Annotated in this window: 23 protein-coding genes and 1 pseudogene; 7 read left to right on the plus strand and 17 right to left on the minus strand. The window is 49.8% G+C overall.

What is annotated here, in order from left to right:
- Together vorB and MCJ35_RS13735 are read right to left on the minus strand one after the other, a co-directional pair.
- Positions 1-1086, minus strand: a complete 1086-nt coding sequence (gene vorB / locus MCJ35_RS13730; RefSeq protein ID WP_025486726.1) for a 3-methyl-2-oxobutanoate dehydrogenase subunit VorB — start codon at positions 1084-1086, stop codon at positions 1-3.
- A gap of 20 nt (positions 1087-1106) precedes the next feature.
- Positions 1107-1319 (minus strand): 4Fe-4S binding protein, encoded by a 213-nt coding sequence (locus MCJ35_RS13735; RefSeq protein ID WP_008717410.1) that lies wholly within the window; start codon positions 1317-1319, stop codon positions 1107-1109.
- A 232-nt stretch (positions 1320-1551) separates the two neighbouring features.
- On the opposite strand from MCJ35_RS13735, the gene MCJ35_RS13740 reads away from it, so the two are divergent.
- Together MCJ35_RS13740 and MCJ35_RS13745 are read left to right on the plus strand one after the other, a co-directional pair.
- Positions 1552-2328 (plus strand): IclR family transcriptional regulator, encoded by a 777-nt coding sequence (locus MCJ35_RS13740; protein ID WP_008717414.1) that lies wholly within the window; start codon positions 1552-1554, stop codon positions 2326-2328.
- A 192-nt stretch (positions 2329-2520) separates the two neighbouring features.
- A complete protein-coding gene (locus MCJ35_RS13745) occupies positions 2521-2946 on the plus strand; it encodes a LysR family transcriptional regulator substrate-binding protein (protein ID WP_353656073.1) in 426 nt (141 codons plus the stop codon).
- 55 nt (positions 2947-3001) lie between these two features.
- Here the strand turns inward: MCJ35_RS13745 and MCJ35_RS13750 are convergent, their stop codons facing one another.
- The gene (locus MCJ35_RS13750) at positions 3002-3895 is read right to left on the minus strand and encodes a LysR family transcriptional regulator (RefSeq protein ID WP_025486724.1); all 894 of its coding nucleotides are present in this window, start codon (positions 3893-3895) and stop codon (positions 3002-3004) included.
- 238 nt (positions 3896-4133) lie between these two features.
- On the opposite strand from MCJ35_RS13750, the gene MCJ35_RS13755 reads away from it, so the two are divergent.
- Both MCJ35_RS13755 and MCJ35_RS13760 read left to right on the plus strand, forming a co-directional pair.
- The gene (locus tag MCJ35_RS13755; protein WP_008717427.1) at positions 4134-6077 is read left to right on the plus strand and encodes an oxidoreductase; all 1944 of its coding nucleotides are present in this window, start codon (positions 4134-4136) and stop codon (positions 6075-6077) included.
- A gap of 26 nt (positions 6078-6103) precedes the next feature.
- A complete protein-coding gene (locus MCJ35_RS13760; RefSeq protein WP_240299532.1) occupies positions 6104-7153 on the plus strand; it encodes a DUF7973 family transport facilitator in 1050 nt (349 codons plus the stop codon).
- A 133-nt stretch (positions 7154-7286) separates the two neighbouring features.
- Here MCJ35_RS13760 and MCJ35_RS13765 read toward each other — a convergent pair whose 3' ends face one another.
- The 6 genes from MCJ35_RS13765 to MCJ35_RS13790 all read right to left on the minus strand — a co-directional run bounded on the left by MCJ35_RS13765 (position 7287) and on the right by MCJ35_RS13790 (position 14953).
- Complete coding sequence (locus MCJ35_RS13765; protein WP_025486722.1) at positions 7287-8552, minus strand: DUF3298 domain-containing protein; 1266 nt, start codon at positions 8550-8552, stop codon at positions 7287-7289.
- Positions 8549-9040: a sigma-70 family RNA polymerase sigma factor gene (locus MCJ35_RS13770; RefSeq protein WP_008717433.1), complete on the minus strand. Its 492-nt coding sequence runs from the start codon at positions 9038-9040 to the stop codon at positions 8549-8551. Before MCJ35_RS13770 ends, MCJ35_RS13765 begins: the two co-directional genes overlap by 4 nt.
- 191 nt (positions 9041-9231) lie before the next feature.
- Positions 9232-10620 (minus strand): MATE family efflux transporter, encoded by a 1389-nt coding sequence (locus MCJ35_RS13775; protein WP_008717434.1) that lies wholly within the window; start codon positions 10618-10620, stop codon positions 9232-9234.
- Positions 10617-11240 (minus strand): TetR/AcrR family transcriptional regulator, encoded by a 624-nt coding sequence (locus MCJ35_RS13780; protein ID WP_008717437.1) that lies wholly within the window; start codon positions 11238-11240, stop codon positions 10617-10619. The genes MCJ35_RS13775 and MCJ35_RS13780 overlap by 4 nt, the downstream gene beginning before the upstream one ends.
- 269 nt (positions 11241-11509) lie before the next feature.
- Positions 11510-13714: a sensor domain-containing diguanylate cyclase gene (locus MCJ35_RS13785; protein ID WP_025486721.1), complete on the minus strand. Its 2205-nt coding sequence runs from the start codon at positions 13712-13714 to the stop codon at positions 11510-11512.
- A gap of 345 nt (positions 13715-14059) precedes the next feature.
- Entirely contained in the window at positions 14060-14953 is an 894-nt protein-coding gene (locus tag MCJ35_RS13790) for a helix-turn-helix domain-containing protein (protein ID WP_025486720.1), read from the minus strand.
- A 125-nt stretch (positions 14954-15078) separates the two neighbouring features.
- Here MCJ35_RS13790 and MCJ35_RS13795 point away from each other — a divergent pair, with 125 nt between their 5' ends.
- The 3 genes from MCJ35_RS13795 to MCJ35_RS13805 are packed head-to-tail and all read left to right on the plus strand — an operon-like array spanning position 15079 to position 16028.
- The gene (locus MCJ35_RS13795; RefSeq protein ID WP_025486719.1) at positions 15079-15534 is read left to right on the plus strand and encodes a histidinol-phosphatase HisJ family protein; all 456 of its coding nucleotides are present in this window, start codon (positions 15079-15081) and stop codon (positions 15532-15534) included.
- Complete coding sequence (locus MCJ35_RS13800; RefSeq protein ID WP_240299533.1) at positions 15521-15808, plus strand: LbetaH domain-containing protein; 288 nt, start codon at positions 15521-15523, stop codon at positions 15806-15808. The genes MCJ35_RS13795 and MCJ35_RS13800 overlap by 14 nt, the downstream gene beginning before the upstream one ends.
- A complete protein-coding gene (locus MCJ35_RS13805) occupies positions 15798-16028 on the plus strand; it encodes a DapH/DapD/GlmU-related protein (protein WP_240299534.1) in 231 nt (76 codons plus the stop codon). The genes MCJ35_RS13800 and MCJ35_RS13805 overlap by 11 nt, the downstream gene beginning before the upstream one ends.
- Positions 16029-16095: 67 nt before the next feature.
- Here the strand turns inward: MCJ35_RS13805 and purD are convergent, their stop codons facing one another.
- From purD to MCJ35_RS32080, 8 genes and pseudogenes are all read right to left on the minus strand, one after another.
- Entirely contained in the window at positions 16096-17382 is a 1287-nt protein-coding gene (gene purD, locus MCJ35_RS13810; RefSeq protein ID WP_025486718.1) for a phosphoribosylamine--glycine ligase, read from the minus strand.
- A gap of 39 nt (positions 17383-17421) precedes the next feature.
- Positions 17422-18015 (minus strand): phosphoribosylglycinamide formyltransferase, encoded by a 594-nt coding sequence (purN, locus tag MCJ35_RS13815; RefSeq protein WP_025486717.1) that lies wholly within the window; start codon positions 18013-18015, stop codon positions 17422-17424.
- Positions 18009-19043: a phosphoribosylformylglycinamidine cyclo-ligase gene (purM, locus tag MCJ35_RS13820; RefSeq protein ID WP_008717448.1), complete on the minus strand. Its 1035-nt coding sequence runs from the start codon at positions 19041-19043 to the stop codon at positions 18009-18011. The genes purN and purM overlap by 7 nt, the downstream gene beginning before the upstream one ends.
- Positions 19044-19084: 41 nt before the next feature.
- On the minus strand, positions 19085-19600 hold the full coding sequence (purE, locus tag MCJ35_RS13825; protein ID WP_008717449.1) for a 5-(carboxyamino)imidazole ribonucleotide mutase: 516 nt from the start codon (positions 19598-19600) through the stop codon (positions 19085-19087).
- Between the two features lie 292 nt (positions 19601-19892).
- A complete protein-coding gene (locus tag MCJ35_RS13830; RefSeq protein ID WP_162158553.1) occupies positions 19893-20795 on the minus strand; it encodes a DUF3137 domain-containing protein in 903 nt (300 codons plus the stop codon).
- Positions 20796-20851: 56 nt separating this feature from the next.
- Positions 20852-22897, minus strand: a complete 2046-nt coding sequence (locus MCJ35_RS13835; protein ID WP_025486715.1) for an FUSC family protein — start codon at positions 22895-22897, stop codon at positions 20852-20854.
- Between the two features lie 68 nt (positions 22898-22965).
- Positions 22966-23715 carry a carboxymuconolactone decarboxylase family protein gene (locus MCJ35_RS13840; protein ID WP_051400705.1) on the minus strand — a complete coding sequence of 250 codons (750 nt, stop codon included), beginning with the start codon at positions 23713-23715 and terminating at the stop codon, positions 22966-22968.
- Between the two features lie 18 nt (positions 23716-23733).
- A pseudogene (locus MCJ35_RS32080) lies at positions 23734-24132 on the minus strand (cupin domain-containing protein); the annotation flags it as partial.
- Between the last annotated feature and the right edge of the window lie 60 nt (positions 24133-24192).

The raw sequence follows: 24192 nt of genomic DNA on the forward strand, positions 1-24192 counted from the left end.
TTAGTAAACCTCCAGTTCCTTTTCTTTTCCTTCGAGTACCCGTTTGCAATAGTCCACGATTCCCTGTGTCTTAGGAACATACTTGGATGTCAGATAAGCATATACAGGCAGGGAGAACCTGGAAGCCAGACAGAGATCCTGGCCCATCTGTGCGGACAGGCTCATCTCCACGGAAACAAGTCCCTTCACGCTGTCCGGTAAATTTTTAAATGCCATTTCCGGATAAGGCCATGCGCTGATCAGGCGGATCAGGCCAAGCTTCACGCCCTGTGTCCTGGCGCGGCGGACCGCTGATTTACACACCCTGGAGGAGATTCCATATGCCACCAGCACCAGGTCGGCGTCATCCACCATGAATTCCTCCCAGCGCTGTTCATTGTCATGCATCTCCTTAAACTTATCCCGCATCATGGAGTCATACGCTTCATAATTCATGGACCGGTCCAGATTGGTCACCTTTACCTTTGGTTCATCTTTTGTCTTGTATCCCTTGATTGCCCAGTCAAACTTATCCTTGTCGTGCTCTTTTGCCTCAGGCAGCACCACCTTCTCAATCATCTGGCTGATTCCGCCGTCGCTTAAGATGATTACAACCGTGCGGTACTTCTCCGCCAGGTCAAAGGCCAGGTATGTAAGGTCCGCGCACTCCTGTGCCGAGGCAGGGGTCAGGACAATCTGCCTGGAATCCCCGTGTCCGCCTCCGCGGACCGCCTCCCAATAGGAATCCTGTCCTTCGGTAATCTCGCCGTCGCCGACGCCGTATCTCATGACATCAACAAGAACAGCCGGAAGGTTGTAGGATGCCAGATAAGAGATTCCTTCCTGTTTCAGGTCATATCCAGGGCCGGAAGAACTTGTCATGACCCTCTCGCCGCAGGCAGCCGCGCCCCACAGCATGCTCATACTTGCAATCTCGCTTTCCCCCTGAATGAATACCCCGCCGCGGGCAGCCATGTTGGCTGACATATATTCCAGGATCTCACTCTGCGGTGTAATCGGATACCCTGCGTAAAAGCGGCATCCCGCCCGAAGCGCGGCCTCCGCAATCGCTTCGTTTCCTTTCATAAGCCTAAATTTTTCACCCATGTCTCTTCTTTCCTCCCCTGCTATTCTACGGTACTGATGGTAAATACGTAATCCGGACAAATTGTGTAGCAACGTCCACAGCCAATACAGGTTTCCTCATGAATCCGGATAATCTCATAGCCCTTCTTGTTAATCTCCTCCAGCGGTTCAATCGCCTGGACCGGACAGGCGCCCACACAGAGCCGGCATCCTTTGCAGAGACTTACATCTGCGCTTGCTTTTGCTTTTGCCATTTCTACCTCCTATTATTTCGTTTCACTTTTTAATATATTATTTCATTTTTTATTTTGTAGTTTCATATTATCACTATTTATACTATTTTTCAAGTACTATTTTAGGTTTATTATGGTTAAATTTCACTAATCTTTTTTTGCTTGCAAAAGACCCCAGTTTCTCCTATAATAGTAAATAATAGTGTAACGACCGTCTCAAAATGCGGCTGTTCACTGCTAAGGAGGATTTATAATGGGAGAAGAAACCGTAAAAACAGAGACCATACAGGCCGTGGACAGGGCATTACAGATTCTGGAAACCATAGGGCGTGTGAACAGTATGAGTCTGGCAGAATTAAACAGGGAAATCAAAGTAAATAAGGCGTCCCTTTCACGCCTTGTCTATACGCTTGTACAGAATGGATATCTTGCAAAGAATGAAAAAAGCGGGGAATTTTCCCTGACTTTAAAAACATATGAGGTGGGGTTGAATGCGGTACAGAACCTGGACAAACTGTCCCTGATCAAGTCCACCCTGGTGGACCTGAACAGCCGGTGCGGCCGGATTGCACAGTTTTCCGTGGAAGACAACAACCAGCTCCTATGTCTGCAGAGTATCGGAAAGGAAGCCATGTCATTTTCAGTCTACACCAGCGTAGGCCACCGCTCCCCGCTCTACAGCACCAGCGCGGGCAAAGCCCTGTTATCCGCTTATTCCAATGGGGAAATCATAGAAAAGTGGGACAAGATGAACATCCAGTCCCTGACAGAGAATACATTGACAGACCTGCAGCTGTTCCTGCAGGATATCGGATTGACCCGCCAGCGCGGATACGCCCTTGACCGTGAGGAAAATGAATACCATGTATTCTGCGTGGGCGCCGTTGTCATGGACTTCTCCAACCGTCCAATCGGCGCCATCAGCATCAGCGGCAGCACCCTCACCCCCCAGGAAGAACAGGAGGTAAGCAGCATGCTGCTCTCTTCCAGCCGCAAGCTTTCCGGTCTTTTGGGGTATGCGGTGCGGTAAGGGAGGATTGATCTGCCTTTGGCCTTGCGGGAGTTTCCATACTCTGATATGAATGGATAGGGCGGTTAGCGCTGTTAAAATATCATAAGGGCAAAAAAACAGGGAACGGGTCGGCATTTCGCCGTCCCGTTCCCTGTTTTACACTTATTGCTAGTGGACTTATCAAAATATAATTATCTGAAAATCCCGTCCGTGGATTCATGGGGACTGCTGATGCGAAGGGATGATCCGCTGTCACAGCAGACCTCAATCCGGGCAGACGATTTACTTAACATCCCAATCATCATATCCCGTCAGGGGATGACGGAGGATTTCCCCAAATGGCTTGGGGAAAAACAGGATAAACTGAACATAGTGGCTACCTATGATTTGATTTTTAATGCATCTGTCATGGTAAGGGAGGGACTTGGCTGTGCATTGGGTTTTGATAAGCTGATTCACACAGGTGCGGACAGCGGATTGTGTTTTCGTCCATTGGAACCTGGCCTGGTAACACCTATGTATGTTATCTGGAAAAAGTATCAGGTGTCTACGCCCATTGCGGAGAAATTACTTGATGAATTGATGGGGCGGTTTTCCGATGCACCGATGTCTGAGTGCCTGTTCCCTTCCATTTAAGGAGACAGAAGGACAGCCCCTTTTGCGCTTACTGCCCATGACTGTCCCCAGGGTTTCATTCATATCCCTTTTGGTAACAGGATAAAAAATAATCGATAAATAATTTAGTTTTTTTGTCAAGTTTATCATGATTTTTTGATATTATCCCCAGTTCCCAATACATCCCTTCATCTGCAATTGGAATGCACACCAGATTTTCATGTGCGCTTTCTTCATACACATGCTTTACACACAGCAAAATCCCCTGCTTCTGCGACGCCATTTTCACAAGCTGGCTTACATCCGATGATTTATAGATAATATGCGGGGTAAAGCCAGCCTTTTTGCAGCTGTCCTTTGTCCTGTAATGAATATTATAACGGCTGTTAAAGAACAAAAAGTCCTCATCCGCCAACTGGCTTACATGTATCTCCTCCTGTTTGGCCAGCGGGTGTTCCCTGTGGGCAATGAAGAACATTTTTTCACGATGCAGCGGGCTATATTGTAATCCCTGATCATGCCATGGTTTTGTGGACAGGGCAAAACGATGGCTGTCCGCAAGCACATATTCTTCCATGTCCAAATCGGGAAATTCTACCTGTTCCAGCTTCAAACCAGGATATAGCGTTTCAAAGTTTAACAGATAATTGGCAGACAGGCTCCGGAAGACCCCGGGCGCTACGCCGATGGTTATGGTCCCTTGCTGGATTTTAAAATATTGATACGATTCCCTGACTGCTTCCTCATACCCTGCACACACTGGGAGGAATTTATGTTTCAGATATACCCCGCTCTTTGATAATTTGATTCCCTTACTGGTGCGGAGGAACAGACGTGTATTCAGTTCCGATTCTAAATTTTTGATTGATTTACTTAAAGCCTGCTGGGATATAAACAATTCTTTCGCTGCCTGGGAAATACTTGTGCTTTCAGATAATTTCATAAAATACTGGATCTGTCTGAATTCCATTGCTCTTCTCCACCGTAATCTTAAGACGTGTTCTTGCCGACTCAGCTTTAGTTTATCACAACTATGAGTGATGGTAAATACAATTCTCCGGCATATTCCATGCATTTCGGGGCTGCTTTGGGGCTGCTTTTTGGCACAACTCCAGGTTGTGGCAATCACAAACACTATGTGTTGTTAATTAGTTAACAATACTGCTAGAATAGACTTACATAGAACATGATTAAGGAGGAAGTAACAAATGAAAAACAGATACTACCCCAATTTAGCAAGTCCCATCACAATCAATGGCGTCACATTTAAGAACCGCATTTTCGGCGCGCCGATGTCGAATCCGGAATTGGATCCGGATTGCCACATGAGGGAAGAGGATATCGCGTTTCATGCAAACCGCGGACGCGGCGGCTTGGCCAGCGTATGCATTGGTCTTGGTATTGTTGAAGCCGTAGGACGCTCACACACAAAAGAAGTAATCCTTTATGATGACCTGTCCCTCCCATCCTTAAAGAGAATGGCCAATGAATTCCATAAACACAACTGCATGGCTACCATGGAATTAGCCCATGGCGGAAAGTTCGGGGCCGCCAGAAGCCACTCTGCTGCCAAAAGCACCCTGATTGGGCCAAATGACGAATTAAATGCCCAGGGCGTTCCTGTAAAAGCCATGACGGAAGAGCAGATTGAAGAGACCGCCACCGCATTCGGCAGCGCGGCCAGGCTGGTAAAAGAGGCTGGTTTTGATATGGTCTTAATCCATGGCGGGCATGGATGGCTGTTAGGCCAGTTTGCTTCTCCATATTTCAATAAGAGGACCGACCGCTGGGGCGGAAGCCTGGAAAACCGTATGCGTTTTTCACTGCTTGTCATCGAGAAGGTGCGTGAGGCGGTGGGTCCGGACTTCCCAATCGAATTCCGTATGAGCGGTTCTGAGTGTATTCCTGGCGGATATGATATTGATGAAGCAGTTGAAATGGCTAAGATGATTGACGGAAAGGTGGATATCATCCACGTATCTGCCGGTATCCATGAGAATAATGACGTATTTGTAATTACACATCCTTCCATGTTCACTGAGCATGGATGCAATGTCCAATATGCTGCTGAAATCAAAAAACATGTCAAAACTCCGGTTGCTGCATTGGGCGGCATCAACGATGTGGATATGATGGAGGAAATCATTGCTTCCGGTAAAGCTGATATCATTGAAGTAGCCCGTCAGTCCCTTGCAGATCCATATTTCCCGGAGAAAGCATTTTCCGGACAAAAAGACGATATCACACAGTGCTGCCGCTGCTATTCATGTTTCTTCAATTACTTATCCAACAGGAATTACTGCTGCGCGTTTAATCCGGTCATTGGAGACGAGCTTGAACATAAATATGGCTTCCCGGCAACAACGCCGAAAAAGGTCGTGGTTGTAGGCGGCGGGCCAGGGGGCATGGAGGCCGCTGTTACAGCCGCCCAAAGGGGCCACTCCGTTACACTTTATGAGAAGAACAGCAGGCTTGGCGGACAGATTGTACATGAACAGCACATCCCCTTCAAAAAGGATATGTATCACTTCATTGAGGTCCTTGCTAAGCGCTGTGAGGATGCAGGCGTGGACATCCACTTAAATACAGAGGTTACTCCTGAGGAAGTTGCGGCAATGGGTGCGGATGTCGTGATGACAGCCGTTGGCGCGAAACCAATCATTCCGCAGATCCCGGGAATTAACAGTGCCAAGGTTGTGGGCCTGAAGGCACTTGAGGGCAGACAGCCGTCAGTGGGACAAAAAGTGGCAATCCTTGGCGGAGGCCTGGTGGGTTCTGAAGTTGCCATTTATCTGGATATGATTGGAAAAGACGTAACAGTTGTGGAAATGAAGGATACCTGGGCATCTGACGCTTATTGGATGCACAAGGTTGCCATGGACAAATATATCCGTGACAGCAGGATTGATATCAAGGTAAACACAACAGCCAGGGAAATTACCGACGCTGGCATTGTATGCAACACGCCGGATGGTGAAATCCTCATTGAAGCCGATACGGTCCTTCTTGCCGCAGGTATGAAAGCGGACCGCGCCTCTGCGGATGAATTTCTCAATACGGCTCCCCGGGTATTTGAAATCGGAGACGCCATCAAAGCCGGACGCGTGGTTGAAGCAGTGAAGCTTGGATACTATAGGGCATTGGATATTTAGCTGCCAGCAACCTGAAAGGAACGAAAATGATGGACATTCTTGTTACAATTTTCACTGCCTTTGTTTCAGGCGTACTGGCAACCGCCCTGGGCGCCCTTGGTTCAGTAATCCTTACAGCCCTTGTTTCCATTGTTGGGGTATTCTCCATTATGGCGGGATGCGAATATAATATCATCGGGAACATTTGCTTTGGAATGTTCCTGGGGCCGCAGGTAGCCTTTGGGCCGGCCCTCTGCGCAATGAATTATGCATGGAAAAAGGGATACATAAAGGACAGCAAGGGACTGGCCCTTCCATTGGGATCATTGCAGAAAACAGATGTATTAGTATTTGGCGGTATCTGCGCAGTAGCGGGATGGTACTTGAATACAGCCCTTGGCACCTTCCTTCCGGGACTCTTTGACTGCGTTGCGGCAACCATTGTAATCCTTAATGTGATTACAAAAATCATGTTTGGGAATGAGGGCCTCATGGGGAAGGTTCCTGAGGGAGATAAGAGATTTGGCTTAAACAGCAAGAATAAGTGGCTTCCCCACATGACCTATGGCCACGGCTCCATGTTCTGGCTGTTCGGCGGCAGCGTTGGTTTTATTGCCGCATGGCTATTGTATCAGATGTGCCGTTTTTCTGAACAGGTGGGCAATCCCATGATTGCAGGTATTTCATTTGTACCCCTTTGGGCCATTGCAGTCGTGTTCTTAATCTTCATGTGCTGCGGCCTGCCCTGCCCTGTATTTCACCATGTCGGGCTTGTGGGCGCTTACGGCGCCCAGATGGCATATAATGCCGGATGTTCCGAAATCAGTGTTTACCTGTGGGGCTTTGCATTTGGTATCTTTGCACATTATGCAGGCGATCTGCTTGCGGATCTTTTCTTTGTATATGGGGAAGGATATGTTGACCCGCCGTCGCTTTCCATGCTCTTCTGCTCCGTATTTGCATTTGCTGTCTTTCCGGCGCTTGGATTGGTTAACCCCGATAGTGCGGTTTCCGTCATCGCGCCCATGGCCATTATCCTGGCATTTGGGATCTTTGCATATTTTACAGGGAAATGCAAAAAGGCAGACGTGTCATAGGCAGCCAGAGGCAGGGCTTTGATGAGGGTCCTGTCCTTGCCGTATCCGCATTGGACAATAACCCTCTGGTATGCCACATGTAAAAGGACACACCGTATTATCGTTGTGTCCTTTTACAGTCCATGAACCGGATTCAATAATTAATCCCTTTTACAGCCAGCGCCCCATCGGATACCCCGAATACAATATTGGGGATTCCATCTTTTTTAAGGACAAATCCGGCCATGCTGGGGGAAAGCGTCTCCCCTCCGGCAGCCTCCACTGCTGCTGACAGCTCCGGTGTGAATATACGGTCTGTTCCCAAGGCAGCCAGCTCTTCCGGCGAACCTGCCCAGACGCCTCCGTCCTTAAATCCCACGTACAGTGGATAGGAGGCCAGGGAGGACAGGGCGTCCATGTTTCGGTCCGCAACGGCTTCCTTTATTTTTCCGGCAAAAGCAGCCACCTCATCCTCGGGTACCAGGAAATTGTCCGTATAGCCAGTTTTCCCTGTCCCCTCCCCTGTTTGGCCTATCTCAAACTCCAGTTCCCCATATGCGCCGGGAGCAATCTCATATTTGTCAAACACAATGACCGGATTTCCATTTTCATTCATATAAAACCTGGTTTCATCCGTAATTCCCGTAAAGCCTCCCTCTGACCCGGACCAGAAGGCAATGCCGTCCCTTTCCTTCATTTCCTCCATCTGCCGCAGTATGCTGTCATCCGCAATCCTGGCATAGTCCTGGCCCAGGACATCTTCTAGTGTAACCATCTTATAATCCTTCAGATCAATGTTGTAGTATCTTGTCTCACTGTAGGCCGTGGACCAGCTCTCTGTTCCCAGTACTGCAAAGGAGAGATATTCTTCTGTCTGGGCCTTGATTTCATATCCTACACGGATTTTAATACCATGTGCCTCCCATTCCTCCTCAGTCCCTCCCGTTTCCATAAACGCCTTCTTATATTCCCTGGCGCGTTCCACTGCCTCATCTGCGTACCGGCTGCATAAATCGTATATTTCCTGATTCAGGGCAGCATCCAGCCCATCCGTATCCTCAGCTATCATCTCCACACTTGGGATTTCCACGGATATCTTCCAGTCCCCTTCATCCTTTTCATAGGACCGGAAGGTAAGGATCCGCGCCGCCGCTCCTATGACAGGGAGTCCGGCTGCCATTTCCGCAAATGCCGTATTTGTATTTAAGGCAGCAGTAAATATCAGCACAAGGGCTGCCGCCGCACCGGCACATGTCCCCCATATCCTGTTCCTTCTGTGTATCCCGGCCATCCGTTTCCTTTGCTCCTGGCTTCTTCTCTTTTCCTCTGATTGGGCAATTGCCGCCTGAATCCTTCCGGACAGTTCAGGCGGGACCGGTATCCCTTCATACTTTTTTCTTGCATCTTCCATACGGCTCATGAATCCACCTCCTGTATATTCTGTTTTAACAGTCTTAAGCCACGGTATAGTCTTGCCTTAACCGTATTCAGGTTTGTGCTTGTCACATAAGCGATTTCCTTCAGTGTCAGCTCCTCAAAATACCGAAGTTTTATAATGGTCTGCACATCCTCATCCAATTGGTTTAACTGTCCGTATATATCCGGTTCACCATTATATCCTTCCTCATAATATGGCACATCCTGCCCTATCCCGTCTTCTGTGGGTATCTCCATCTTCTGTTTCCTGATTAACAGCAGGCTCTCATTTACAAGGATGCGGTAAAACCATGTCCTGATGGCATTTTCATTCCTGAGCGCCCCGTAGTGGTCCAATGCCTTGCAGACAGCACTCTGGACAATATCCATTGCATCCTCCTGGTTATGGACATAGCTGTAGGCCAGCCTGTAAAATTTCTCCTGATTGCTGACAATATAGTCTACAATCCTGTTATATAAATCTTGATTCATGGGGTACTTAATCCCTCCTTACAGTATGATTTCATGGTACATCACAGCGTATATCGCCATCACTGATATATAGATTCTTTTTTCCTGCCAAAAGTTGCATCTGATTATATTTTCCTGTCATAAAACAAGGACAGGAATCCCTTCGATTCCTGCCCTGTCCGGCAGCTGCCCCATATTGCCCTGTTCCTGTCTCATCCCTTTTCTACCCGGATTGCCGCCATATGCCCTGTTGCAATCCGCTTCATCGGTTTTACCGAGTACAGGCAGACTGCCATGGTCAGTATATCTGCCGCCGGCTGTGCCAGATAAATCCCCGTTACCCCCAGCATCCCGGGCAGGATTAATATGAACGGTACATAGAACAATCCCTGACGGATGACGGACAGGAACAGTCCGTACTTTGAGGAGCCAATGGTCTGAAACGTTATTGTCATCATGTAGCACAATCCAAATGCAGGATAAAGGGCCACCTGGGAAACCAGAAGCCTGACCCCATAATCAATGACTGCCGGATTCCCGTTAAACAGCATGATTAACGGCCTTGCCAGAAGTATATAGGTTCCCGCTACCAGTATGGTAAGAATCAGGGATGTCCGTAACGCAAAACGGACCGACTCATGAAACCGTTCCTCCTTTTTCGCGCCAAAGGAATAGGAAGCTACCGGCTGATATCCCTGCATGAACCCCATGATCACATAGCATCCAATCAGCACCAGGCGCTGCACCACGCCGTATGCCGCTATGATAAGATCTGAGTCCGCCATGGGCTTCGCCGCAATATTCGTAAGGGATGTTGCCACTGCAAGGCAGATCTGTATGACGGCCGTAGGTATCCCGATGAGCGTGACGGATCTGATGAGCGTCCATTGGGGGTTAAAATACTCCCTCTTTATCTTTATGATGGAGCGTCCGGTGATATAGAACCACCCAAGGATGAAACACGTGACGAACTGTGAAACCGTTGTGGCAAGGGACGCTCCCTCCACTCCCATCCCCAGTCCCCAGCTAAACATGAATACAGGGTCCAGGATCACGTTAAGGGCCGCGCCGGTCACAACGGCAATGGATGAAATCCTTACGGATGACTCTGCCCTGGCCGCACAGTTCATACTCTGCGCAGGAAGGTTGGCAAGGGCTGCCACAAACATCCAGAATGCATACTCCCTGGCCTGGGGCAGCACAGCCTCGGAGGCACCGAAGGAACGCAACAAAGGGTCCATGAAAATGATGCCTGCCGCACATAAAAGGATTCCAATGAGGACCGATAACCCCACCACGGATGTGACTGTCCTGTTTGCGCCGTCCCTATCGCCTGCCCCCAGCTGCCTGCCCGCCAGGACCGCTGCCCCGGCCGCAAATATATTTTCCACCGAGACCATGATGAGCAGCAGCGGCAGGGTAACGCCCACTGCCGCAAGCGCTATATCCGACCCCAGCATCCCGATATAAGCCGTATCCACAATGTTGTAGACAGCCTTTGCCAGCAGCGCCAGGGTAGCCGGGACTGCCAGTCTGGTAATGGCCCTGGAGGGCTTCATATCACCAAGTATGGATTCCTGCTGTACATTTCCGTTCTTCATATCCCCACTTCCTTCCGCTCCACCACGCCATAAAGCAGCACATCCAATGCCCTGCGGCAGTCCTCTTCATGTGTCTTAAAATCAATCTCCTGCTGCCCGGATGTCTGATGCTTTGCATTGACATAATCCTGAAACTGCAGGAATATATCCACCACCGTTTCCCTGGATACCCCGTCCCTGAGCTTAAGAGGCTCCAGTATCCGGTTCAATATGGATATATTAAACTCATCAAACCCGGACTTACGCTGTCTGACCGCAGCTTCCAGATGGGCCGGCGGCATGATGACCGCCTCGCAGAAAATCCTCCGGTACACGGGAAATGTCTGGAAAAATTCAAACCTCGCATCAAAATAAAGCTGCAGCTGTCTGGGAACGGATACCGCTTCCAATATCAGCTTCCCCTGCAGATATTCTGTCAGGACCTGGAAACATTCATCCACGCAGGCCAGATACAGTTCGTCCTTGGTCTGGAAATAGTGGTAAATGATTCCCTTCGAGATTCCCTCCCCGCTGCATATATTGTTAACGGAACTGGCTCCATATCCCTGTCCTGCAAACTCCTCCAGTGCTGCCTCCATAATCCTGCGCTTTGTCTGTTGGTTTTTCTCTTCCCGTTTCATGTGCTTCCTCCCGAAAATTATTGACCTAGTGGTCTATTTATCATCAGGATACCACAAATTGACCATAAGGTCAATATTTTTCCATATCCAATTAATTTATGACATCGATTCAGTGCCTGCAATACAAAAGACGCCCATTCCCTGAGCGTCTTCTACAATCCGGTCTTGTCCTTACAGGCATTTCCCGTCTCCAAAATGTCATGATCCGGCTTCCTGCCGGGAGTATCTCCCATGCCGGCAAAGGCTGACCTTAAAAGAACGGTGCCCACTCACCTTCTATTTTCCTGCAGCCGTTTATATTCCGTGATGTCGGCGCAATTAATCAGATACGCATCGTGTTCGCCCCATTTCATCGTGGAGTACCGTATCCTGGTCCATACATCATACTGTGGGTTATATACCTCCGTGGTGCCGGTCAGCGGACAGCTTTCGCAGGGAGTGCTGCGGCCGAAAAACGCCTGATGGCAAGTCATGCCGGCCCTGGCGGACGGATCCAGACGGAGTGTCTTTTGATTCACATACAGCAGCTCATAGGTGCCCTGCCGGATGACGTAGATATAGGCATCCTGCATATCCAGGATTGTGTTGAGCTGGACCATGATCTGCTCGTTGCGGTCCGCCTCCCGCTTTTTCAGGAGGAATGTATTCATCATCTGGGCAATCAAAGAGAGCATGCCAATCTCCTCTTTGTTCCACATCCTCAGACCCGTGCACTCGTCAAACCCGATAAAGCCCCGGAATTCCTTTCCATCGTAAAGCGCGCACTGGAGCGTGGAACAGATTTCCTGACTCTCAAAAAGCGCGGTCTGGGTAGGGGTCAGGGAATGGATATCCCGGCAGTAAAAAATAGAGTTATCCCGAAACAGCTCCTTGTAGCCCTCCACGTTTTCATAAGGATAATGCTGTAAAAACTCCTTTTGCGGCGCAATTCCCTCATTGCACCATTCATAAGTATTATCGGTATATTCCCCGCTTTCGCTGTTTTCAAACACATAAGCCCGGCTCACATCGAACCGCCTTCCCACAATTTCCAGGATTGCTTCCACGGCAGTGTCAATATCATTGGTATCATACAGGATTTGAAACACATAATTGACCAGGTCCCCAACCTTCCCACTTACGGTCTGGTCGGAATCAATGGCCGCCCCCAGGGAGGAATATCCAATCCGGTCCACTGCCTCCAGACTATTAACGTCATATCGGGCATACTGGTTCTTGCCCTGGCTTTTAGCCTGGTACAGTGCCAGATCCGCACAGTGGTACAGGGTCTGGTAATCAGTACCGTCCCACGGATAAATGGCCAGACCGATGCTGCAGGTCACCTCAACGGGCTGTTTTTCCCCCTGGAACATCTGCTGGAACATCGCCAGAAGTTTCCCTGCCTTCTGTTCAGCAATCCGTGTGGAAGGAATATCCTTTAAGAACATTGCGAACTCGTCCCCGCCGATTCTGCCGATTACATCCGACTTCCGCGTCAGCTTTTTCATGCCGGCTGCCAGTTCAGCCAGCACTGCGTCCCCAAACAGATGTCCCTGCCTGTCGTTCACCAGCTTGAAGTTATCCACATCAATGATGAACATGGCACATACCGTCTCTGGCCGGCCTGACAGATACTGTTCTGCCCTGTGTTCCATTTCGGCATGGTTGTAAAGACCGGTCAGGGCGTCCAGCTCCGCCCGCCTGCGCAGTTCTTCCACCATCCGCTTTTCTTCGTCAATATCTGAAATGGTCCCTACCGCGCGCAGCGGCCTGCCGTCTGCGTCATATTGGGTAGCGGCCCGCAGCCGGCACCAGATATACTGCCCCTTTGTATTGCGGATACGGACGTCAAGGACCGAATTGGACACCCCCCGTTTCACATCTTCCATAAGCGCGGCCATCGGCCCGATATCATCAGGATAGAAATGCCGCAAAATTTCCTCCTTCTGGAGTCTGCTGTCATAATTAGGCGCATAACCAAATTTCCCCAGCCAATTAGGTGAAAAGGAAATGGCATCCTCAATAAGGTTCCACTCAAAGATGATATCCGAGGATTGATTCATGATGATTTCCAGATGCTCCAATGACAGACGAAGCTTCTCCTGGGCATCCCGTACCTCAGTGAGGTCCAGAAAAATACAGAAAAAGCGTTCTTCCTGTTCGTCACCGAACAGCTGGGCGCTGCTGGCAGTCCATTTATAACTGCCGTCCTTACACAAGACCCGGTAGCTCAGGGAAAGCTGGTTGCCTTTATTCAGCTGGCGCCCCACTTCACCCAGGAAATTTTGACGGTCCAATGGATGGATCATTGTGAGGAACTGATTTTGAAACAGCCCCTCCAGTTCTTCCCTGGTAAATCCGAATATACTGAGGAAACCATCGTTGACCCCAACAATGGTGTATTCATTGTCATTCCTGCATTGCATGACTCCACCTGGAATGAGGTTCAGGATAGCCTCACCCTCCTGACTGAGCCCTTTCAGCAATCTATTCACATTTATTCCCCCTCACAATCCTGGCACCCCAATCGGGAGTGTCAATGACCGGCGTTCCTCTGCGGTTTCTGCCGATAGTGATGCTCCTGCTCCTCGTTTTCGGCAGCCCATCAATCGCTCACATACATATATATTTGCATTGAGTATAGCAAAAACCATAAAAAATAGCAATAGCCTGTCCTGCTGCCTGATACATCATACAGGCAAGGAAATAGATTCCCCAATCGTCCGGGATTCCCCGAAACCACCATAAAGGAAATGGCTGCAGCGGCAAAGGCCTGCGGTTCAGGAGTGCTGTAGGGCGGCTTCTGTGCGGCTGTTCCGAAAAGAACCGTCTGTGGGACGTTAACCCTGCTTCAGATATTCCTTCCTCATCTGTCCCGGTGTCTTTCCGTATTGTTTCCGGAAATACTTTGTATAATAACTGGCATTATGAAAACCGGATCCATATGCTATCTCCGTAATTGGAAGCCGTGTTTCTGTAAGCAGAACCGTGCTCTGCGCAAGACGGTATGTAATAACGTAATCAATCGGAGAGGTATTCATATACTTTTTAAATATATTACAGCATGCCGTCTTACCCATCTCCCCAATTTTCGCAATATCGTCCAGCATGATGGAATCCTGATAGTGTTTTTGGATATAGCCGACCATTTTCCTTAATTGAATGAGAGAAATATCAGCTTTCTCTGATTTCTCTGAAAGCAGCTCCATATTGTTCGTATACAATAGGGTAAATATCCTAAATACCGCTTCCTGGCACAAAAGATAAAACTCCGGGGCATCCTGATCCAGATGAAAGACGGTCCATAACACTTCCAGTAATTCATTCTGCCACTTCTTATCCGGACGTAAATGTAAAAACGGAATTGCCTGGCATTCTGTAAAAGGGCGCACATAACGCTCCCTGATATATGGATTACCGGACAAAACCGAGGGATGGATGATGAAACATATGAACCCGCACTCTTCTTTCTTATCTGAATATCCAAAATGAAAGTTCCGGCTGTTTACCACAATCCCCTCATTCTCATAAAGCGTGATGTTTTCCCCGTTTACATCATACTGCATGGTGCCGGACAATACATATATGATTTCAACATCCTCATGCCAGTGTGATACCGCAGTATAATTGCGGTACTGCGATAAAAACGCGCTTCGTATATAGACAGGATACTGTGGAATCATATAATCCATCACTTCTGAAAAATCCTGCTTAACATTGACCTGCATTGCCATATAGAACGTCCCCCGCGTTTCCTTCCCATTAAGGTGAAATATATTTATATTATTTCGTAAGATTATTATATTATTTTCTCTTGTTCCGTAATATAATTATAAAAACACAGAAGGAGGATGTCAAGATGAAGGCAAATGCCGTCATAGAAGACTATCATGTACATTCAGCGTATAGTGATGATTCCACTTATCCTCTAAGACAGGTGGTCATGGATTCCATTGATATGGGAATAAAAGAAATATGCTTTACGGATCATGTGGATTATGGAATCAATCGGGACTGGGACGATCCCCTTGGAATCGGATACAGGTCAGGAGCCGCCGGGCCGGAGCCCTTTGCGAATGTGGATTATCCGAAGTATGCAGATGAAATATCCGGCTTACAGAAAGAATACGGAGAACACATATCCATCAAGCTGGGGTTGGAATTTGGAGTTCAGGTCCACACAATCCCTCTATACGAAAAACTCTTTTCCCGATATCCTTTTGATTTTATCATTCTTTCAATCCATCAGGTCGGGGATAAGGAATTCTGGACACAGGAATTGCAAACGGGACAGACACAGGATGAATACCGATGAAAATGAGAGGAAAAACATACTGGATGAATTACTTCCGACAAGAGGAGAGGGGGCATACTTACAGGGACCCATTTATTTTGACTATGGGATTCATACCAGCCTTGGGAAAAGTTTCTATGTCAATTCTAATTTTACCGTACTGGATGTCTGCCGCGTAACGATTGGGGACAATGTGTTCATCGGGCCCAATGTATCCATTTTTACCCCCCATACATCCGCTTCGCTGGCAGGACCGGAATATGTATGTATCGGAAAAGGGGACGATGACAAATAAAGAGTATGGCGCGCCTGTAACGATTGGGGACAACTGCTGGATTGCGGGAAACGTTACGATTCTTGCCGGCTCCAAAATTGGTTCCGGCTGTGTAATCGGCGCCGGTTCCGTTGTATCCGGAGAAATCCCTGACCATTCGGTGGCATATGGCGTCCCATGCCGTGTCGCCCGTGCGGTTACAGATCATGATGGTCTTGAATATCACAGGGAGCTGTTCTAACCATATAAAACTTCTTAAAAAAAAGAAGTCCCCTGGTCCACTACCCAAACCAGGGGACAAGCGTCATCTACTTAACGCCCTCAGCCTCATCAATCGCCTTCCCAATATCATGTCTCATATACTTATTCCCAAACTCAATCCACTCCGTAGCCCTATAAGCATTCTCCCTGGCTTCCTTAAGTGTCCTGCCCTTGGCCGTAACCCCCAGCACCCGTCCGCCGTTGGTCACGATGTTACCGTCCTTGTCAAACTTACTGCCCGCATGGAACACATAATAGCCGTCCCTGCCCTCGAAGTTCTCAAACCCGGTCATCTTATATCCCTTTTCATAATGCTCCGGATAGCCCGCGGAAGCCAGCACCACGCACACGGCGGCATTGTCCTCGAACTCCAGCTCTATCTGGTCCAAGGTCCCGTCCACGCAGGCCTCGAATACGTCGATGATATCATTTTTCATCCTTGGCAGCACTACCTGTGTCTCAGGGTCGCCGAAACGTGCATTATACTCCAGCACCTTAGGCCCCTTCTCCGTAAGCATCAGGCCAAAGAAAATAATCCCCTTAAACTCCCTGCCCTCTGCCTTCATGGCGTCCACGGTGGGCTGATAGATATGTTCCTTACAGAACGCGTCCACTTCCTCTGTATAAAAGGGACTGGGTGAAAATGTCCCCATTCCCCCGGTATTCAGTCCCTGGTCCCCGTCCCCTACCCGCTTGTGGTCCTGGGCCGAGGTCATGATCTTGATGGTCTTACCGTCCACAAAAGAGAGCACGGATACCTCCCGGCCTGTCATGAATTCCTCCACCACGATCCGGTCCCCGGCGGAGCCGAACTGCTTATCTAACATCAGGGTCCTGACGCCTTCCTTTGCCTCTTCCCTTGTGTTGCAGATAAGCACGCCTTTCCCCAGCGCAAGACCGTCGGCCTTAAGTACGATGGGAATGGGCGCATCCTCAAGGTATGCCAGGGCCTCTTCCGGCGAATCAAATGTCTCATATGCAGCCGTAGGAATATTATATTTTTTCATCAGGTCCTTGGAAAATGCCTTGGAGCCTTCAAGAATGGCCGCGTCCTTCCTTGGCCCGAACACCCGCAGCCCGGCTGCCTCAAAGGCATCCACCGCGCCTGCCGCCAGCGGGTCATCCGGTCCCACGATTACCAGGTCAATCCCATGTTCCCTGGCAAAGGCTGCCTGCGCGTCAAAATCCATGACCCCGATATCCACGCACTCCGCCAATCCGGCAATCCCGGCATTGCCAGGAGCACAATATATCTTCTCCACCTTTGGACTCTGCGCCGCCTTCCACGCAATCGCATGTTCACGTCCGCCGCCGCCTACGATTAATACTTTCATGCCGTTACCTCCTGCCTGTTTGTCCTGTCATATCCCGTCCTATACCAATTGATTCGCAATCATATGGATGGCCTGGGGAAGGATTACCCATTCCGCTTCTTCCATCACCCGTTTCTGCAATATCTCAGGCGTATCGCCCTTCTTCACTTCCACGGCCTTCTGCAGGATGATGGGGCCTGTATCCATGCCGCTGTCCACATAATGCACGGTTGCCCCTGTGACCTTTACGCCCCGGGCCAAAGCCGCTTCATGGACCTTCAGCCCATAATACCCCTTCCCGCAGAAAGAAGGAATCAGGGACGGATGGATATTGATGATGCGCCCCTCGTATTTCCTTGTCATGGCCTCGGGTATGGCCACCAGGAATCCGGCCAGCACGATCAGATCCAGATGATATGCGTCCACCTTGGCCAGAAACGCCTCATTAAACGCATCCCTTGACCCATAGTCCTTTGGGGAAATGCACACTGCCTCGATTCCCCTAAGCCGCGCCCGCTCCAGCGCATAGGCATTGGCATTGTTGCTGATGACCACGGCCAGTTCCGTGTTGGTAATCCTGCCGCTGTCCATTGCGTCCATGACCGCCTGAAGATTGGTGCCGCCTCCGGACACCATGACGCCTATCCTTAACATAAGTCCACACCCTTTTCACCGCTCTCAATGGAGCCGACCACATAGGGGGCATCGCCTGCGGCCCGGATGGCTTCCATGGTCCTGTCCACATCCGCGGCGTCCACTGCCAGGATCATACCAAGGCCCATGTTGTATGTGTTGTACATCATCTTCTCTTCAATCTGTCCCTTTTCAGCCAGCAGCTTAAAGATGGGAGGCACCGGATAGCTGTCCTTCTTAATCACCGCACGCACGCCGTCCTTCAGCATGCGGGGAACATTTTCATAGAAACCGCCGCCGGTGATGTGGCTGCATGCCTTGATGGTGACCCCTGCTTCCTTGACGGCCTTCAGGGCCTTCACATATATCTTGGTCGGGGCAATCAGCGCCTCCCCAAGAGTGGTTCCAAGAACATCCATGTAGGTGTTCAACCCCTCTTTTGTCAGTTCCTTCTCAAATACCTTTCGGACCAGTGAAAAACCATTGCTGTGCACGCCGGAGCTTGCCATTCCGATCAGCACGTTCCCGGCCGACAGGTTTTCGCCGGTAATCAGATCCTTCTTATCCACGATGCCCACCGCAAACCCGGCCAGGTCGTATTCGTCCTCCGGATAGAATCCAGGCATCTCGGCCGTCTCCCCGCCAATCAGCGCCGCACCTGACTGGTTACAGCCCTCCGCCACACCCTTCACGATGGTCGCAATCTTCTCCGGCACATTTTTGCCACAGGCAATGTAATCCAGGAAAAACAACGGCTCGCCGCCAGCACAGGCAACATCGTTCACGCACATGGCCACACAGTCGATGCCCACCGTATCATGCTTATCCATGAGGAAAGCCAGCTTCAGCTTGGTTCCCACACCGTCCGTGCCCGAAAGCAGGGTGGGTTCCTCCATCCCCTTGAATGCAGCCATGGAAAATGCGCCTGAGAATCCGCCGATTCCGCCTAATACTTCAGGACGCATGGTTCCTTTCACATATTCCTTCATCAGTTCAACCGACTTATATCCTGCCTCAATATCAACTCCGGCCTTCTTGTAATCCATCATGGTTTTATCATCCTCCGCCTTATTTAAAAATCCCTGAATCCCTATTTCATCTGTGCCAGATATTCCTTGTATCCGATGGATTCCAGCTTTTCAGCCTTCCCGACCACGTCGTTCTTCAGGCTCTCTGAATACTCCTTAAGCCTGCCTAATAAAGCCTCATCGGAAGTGGCCAGGATCTTGGCAGCCAGGATGCCTGCGTTTGCCCCACCGTTAATCGCAACCGTTGCAACCGGGATACCGCTTGGCATCTGGACAATGGAGTACAGGGAATCCACGCCGCCCAGGTCGGAGGTCTTCATGGGGATACCGATGACAGGCATCGGGAAAATGGCTGCGCACATGCCCGGAAGATGGGCCGCCTTGCCTGCCCCCGCTATGATTACCTTGAATCCCTTTCCTTCAGCCGCCTTTGCCCAGTCAAAGAAAACATCCGGCTCCCTGTGGGCAGATATGATTGTCATCTCGTAGCTGATTCCCAGTTTGTCCAGAATCTCAGCCGCCTTTGCCATGATTGGCATATCAGAGTCACTTCCCATTACAATTCCTACTTTTGCCATCGTCCAATCTCCTTTTCCACTTAAATCCATCGTCTCCCCACCTCAGGAAGCAGAAATATCCTGTTATTTTAGATAGGGATGTTTATTATTAGTTATTCTTATTAATTTCTTTTATTATACCTTTGTTACTTATAATTATAATACTAGGAAATTTTTCATGAGTCAATACAAATCTACAAAATTTTCTCCCGATGAATGCTGAAATGCCGGTACGGCCCATGTTTCCAGGCCCTCCCGGCATTTCGTATATGAAAATATGGAAAAACAGGGCTGTACGACCAACTGGATGTATTCAGGTAAAAAGCTCCCCGGCTGCTTGGATCATCCTGATATCTTTCAGCAATTCCGCCTTTTGTCCGGAAACCGGTTTGTCCACAAAGACATCAAACAGGTTCCGCGGCCTGTGTACAGCGACAATGGCTGATGAGCCTGAAAAAGTAAATGAAACCCATTTTCCTGATTTGTCCGCAAATGCCTTCATTTTCTCTATTAACACTGGCGTCAATGGGGTATCATCCCCGTCTGATGCATAAACCTGGAACCTGCCGTCAAATCCCGGATCTCCTGTTTTAATCTTATATGCGGACGGGCGGTCTTTGAACCCTGCCACATATTTATTATCAAATACCCGCATGGTCCCCTGGAAGCCAAGCAGGGCAGGGACATTGTCAAAACGGATGACCGGACCATGGAATATGGAATCGGATGTGTATATCTTCCCTACCTTACCTGTCCTTCCCGTATTCACATTGCAGAGAAGGAACCGGATGTCCCCATAATATCCGGTCAGCCGGTCCGTACTGGAAAAATGGTTTTTTACGCCGCAATCCACCACATGAAGACCAGCCACTTCGTCATAGCCCAGGCCGCTTTCCGGGAAATATTCAAGCGTTTGGAATCTGCCATTTTCCATCAGGAGGGGCAAAACATACTGTTCCTTATAGGCCCTGATGAAGCCTTCCTGTGCCCGCCTAATCAGCAGCAGATAGCAAAGGCAGCAAAAAATAACGGTCAGCAATGCGGTTATGATAAGCGTGAATAATCCCCACTCGAACAATGTATAATCCTCATTGTGGATTCCATGACGGCCGAACATCATAAGCGATGCCAGAATAAAACATCCGCACAGAAACATGGCCTTTTTATACTGACCATATGCTTTTTTCCTAAGTATTTCCAGTCCTTTATCGTCCATGGGCGCCGTCTTCCTTTCCTGTTTATCTGCATTTCCAAACATGCCCTGATATACTTTCAGCCGTTTATATTAGCATTTTCCGTCTGTCTGCATACGCACAGGTACAGCCTGGATACCTGTTTTGAATACTGCTCCATCAGCCTGGACAGCCGTTCCTCCCCTTCCATGGTCCGTCTATAGGCCATGGATTCCCCGGCTGCCGGCACATGGTCTGCCCGCATGTTTAACCGCTTCTGTATGTCGCTGATGATGCAGGCCGTGAATATGAGATAATCATCCATCTGTTCATTGTCCATGGAACTGATTTTCCGGCTGTTAATCAGGTACAGCATCTGCTCTGCCTCGGAAACCATGTACCAGGAAATCCAGAGCATTTCCCTGATGAATCCTTCCTTCTCATGTCCGGCTTTTTTCAGGTACTCCTGAATCTGGTCATGGACAAGATGGTAGTGGATCTGGATATCGCAGATGACGCCGTAGTCCAGGGGCATTTTAAGGCTGCGTCCCAACAGCCTGAGATATACCTGGTGTATGTGGAGCAGCTGGTTCAGGTTATAGGTAAACTGGCTCTTTAAGCTGGTGGGGAAAAAGAACCGGTTCGCTGCCAGCACCATCAATATGGCAATCACCACATATAGGAACCGCAGCTCTGCCGCCAGGGTCTGTGGCAGGGCCATGGTGGTAAGCGTCAGGGCAAAGCAGGTGGAAAAAAGGGCCTGCTGCCATGTTCCGGCTGTCTCCATATACAGGCCCACCGCCATGACCGTGGCCAGCACAAAATGCCATCCGGTCCCATGGAATAAGGGCAGAAGCAGCTGCAGGAGCAGGCATCCTGCCATGGTGCCGATGAAACGCGACTTCATGCGGGAGGCGCTGTCCTCATACATGGGGCGCAGCAGCAGGAACGCATTCAGCGCAAGCCAGTAGCCGTGATTGGCCTGGCTCATCATGCTATAGGCAAAACCGGCTGTCAGGACCACGCTCAGACGCAGTGCGAAGCGTGTTTCAAAGGTGTCCGTCCTCATGTGGCAGAATAACCTTCGGACCGGGCGGCGGTACACCGGCAGCTTCCAGCCAGGTGACGGGACATTTTCATCTATCCTGCGCAGATTCTCCAGGATAAGAAGCAGAAGCCCAAGGAAGTTGCGCACGAATATGTAAGGTGCCTCCTCCCTGCCCGCTGCTTCGGCAAGGAGCTCCTTTCCCTGTTTTGAGAACGCTTCGCTGCTGAGTCCGTCCCTGTATCCTTTGCTGCATCCGTTCCTGCCGTCTTTGCTGCCGCCCTGCTGAAAGCCTTCCTTTCCCATGGTTTCCATATACCGGGCAAGGCGGAGGAGGATGCCCCGGCAGCTTTCATCAGCCAGGGTTCTTTCCTGATATGGATTGGTAAGGAAATAGACAGACCGCTGAAACAGCAGCGCGAACATGTACTGGATCCTGCCGCGGGCATTGACCACCTTGGTCAGGCCCCGGCTTTTATACGCTTCCTTGTAAAGTCCCTGAAGGATGGGGAACAGGCTGTCTGCCGACTTTTTTCCATCTTCAGGAACAGGGCCTGCGGCAGATTGGAGTTCGGCCGCAAGCAGCAGAAGTCCCTTTTCCGCCAGGGCGAAATCGTCCCCCTTCCTGCTTCTGCGTGAATGGAAATATAAAACCGCTGTCATTACAGCCAGCCCGTAAGCCAACGCCGCCATCTGCATGGCCAGGCCCTGCCAGCCAACCGGGCGCAGCTGCAGGAATGTAAAACACATGGCCCCGGTATAGTATCCCAGCTGGTTAAACTGCGAGGACTGGAGGAACACAAGCAGGAACGGCACGGTCAGGTTCAAAAGGATGCAGAGCGGCAGGTTCAGGGTCGCAAGGAAGCTGAGAAAGGCCATGAGGAACTGTGTCCCAACCAGCCCCATAAGCTGCCTGGCTGTCATATATCTCCGGTAATTGATTTTGAACAGTATGGTAACCACTGACACAAGAATCACATGTGAAATCCCAAATATCAGAATAACAGAATAGAATAAGAACAGAAAAAATAATATGATTGGCAAAGCTTCCATAAACTTGGAACGAAGCCCTGCCAATCCTGTCTGCAATTTGCTTTTCATGGATAAAAACCTCTCCTTCAGGATTTCATTATACAACTAAGGCCGGAGGATGTCATCCATATATTTATTTATGACTGAGCGTCTTCCACCTCATTCACACACCGCAGTGCATTCAGTGAGCGTGGATAGCCGATATAGGGCAGGCACTGGCTGATGACCCGGATCAGGAACTGTCTGTCATTGCCAATCCGGATGTTGGCGGCCGCATGGCTTGCCAGCTGCGGTCCGCATCCGCCCTGGGCTGCCAGGAAACAGAATGTCATCATCTCCCTCTGCCTGTCATCCAGCCCCCTTCTTGTATAATAATCCCCAAAGCAGTTATCTGCCAGCCATTTGTTGATATGCCTGGATTCCTCCGGCCCTGACAGATAAAAGCCTTTCATATGGGGGCCGAACAAATCCACCTGGGCCTGGTTACCCTTTTCCAGCCGGTCCTCTTTGGTGGTGGTTGCCATGGCTTTTAAGGGCAGTCCATATCCTTGTCCCTCAAGGATTTCATTTGCAGCGGTCAGGAACGGGTATACCCTTCCGATTCCCAGATAGGCGGTTGCCTGGTACAGGATTTCCTTTACTTCCACAGGCGTCACCCCAAGGTTCAGGGCGGCGGGGAGCATTACCTTGAATTCATCCATTCCCTGGCACCCCAGGAGGGCTGATAAGACTGCCATCATCCTTGTCCTGTCATCCATGGAGGCATGTTTCTCATGGATGACCTCGTCCAGCGCAAATTCATTGAAAAGCGCGGCAAATTCCGGGTCGCTCTGCTCCAGGCCGGATACAGGGGTGGGGGATATTTCCCCGGGATGTCCGCTTTCCATCGCCGGTTCCACACGGCTTTTGCACATTCCATATTCCTCATCCGACACCGGTCCGCACCATTCATTGGAAGCCCCCTGGGCCGGGACCTCGATTGCCAGATGGGCAAACCAGCTGTCCGGGGCAGCGCCGTGCCAGTGCTTTACCTCCGGAGGGATGTTCACGACATCCCCCGGATGAAGCTCCTGAGGTTCCTTTCCCCACTCCTGATAATATCCCCGGCCCGCGGTCACCAAGAGGATCTGCCCGCCTTTGTGGTGGATATGCCAGTTGTTCCGGCATCCCGGCTCAAAGGTCACATTGCCCACTGCCAGCCCTTGCGTCGTAAGCATGTTAAGGTAACTCTGTCCTTTAAAATACGCTGCAAATGCTTCATTCTTTTCCCCAATAGGAAATACGCTTAATTTTGAACTATCCATGACAACATACCGCCTTTCATTCTATGGAACCTTCCATTCTATGGAACCTTGCCTTCCAGG

Source organism: Enterocloster sp. OA13 (assembly GCF_022440595.1).
Classification (GTDB): Bacteria; Bacillota; Clostridia; order Lachnospirales; family Lachnospiraceae; genus Enterocloster; species Enterocloster hominis.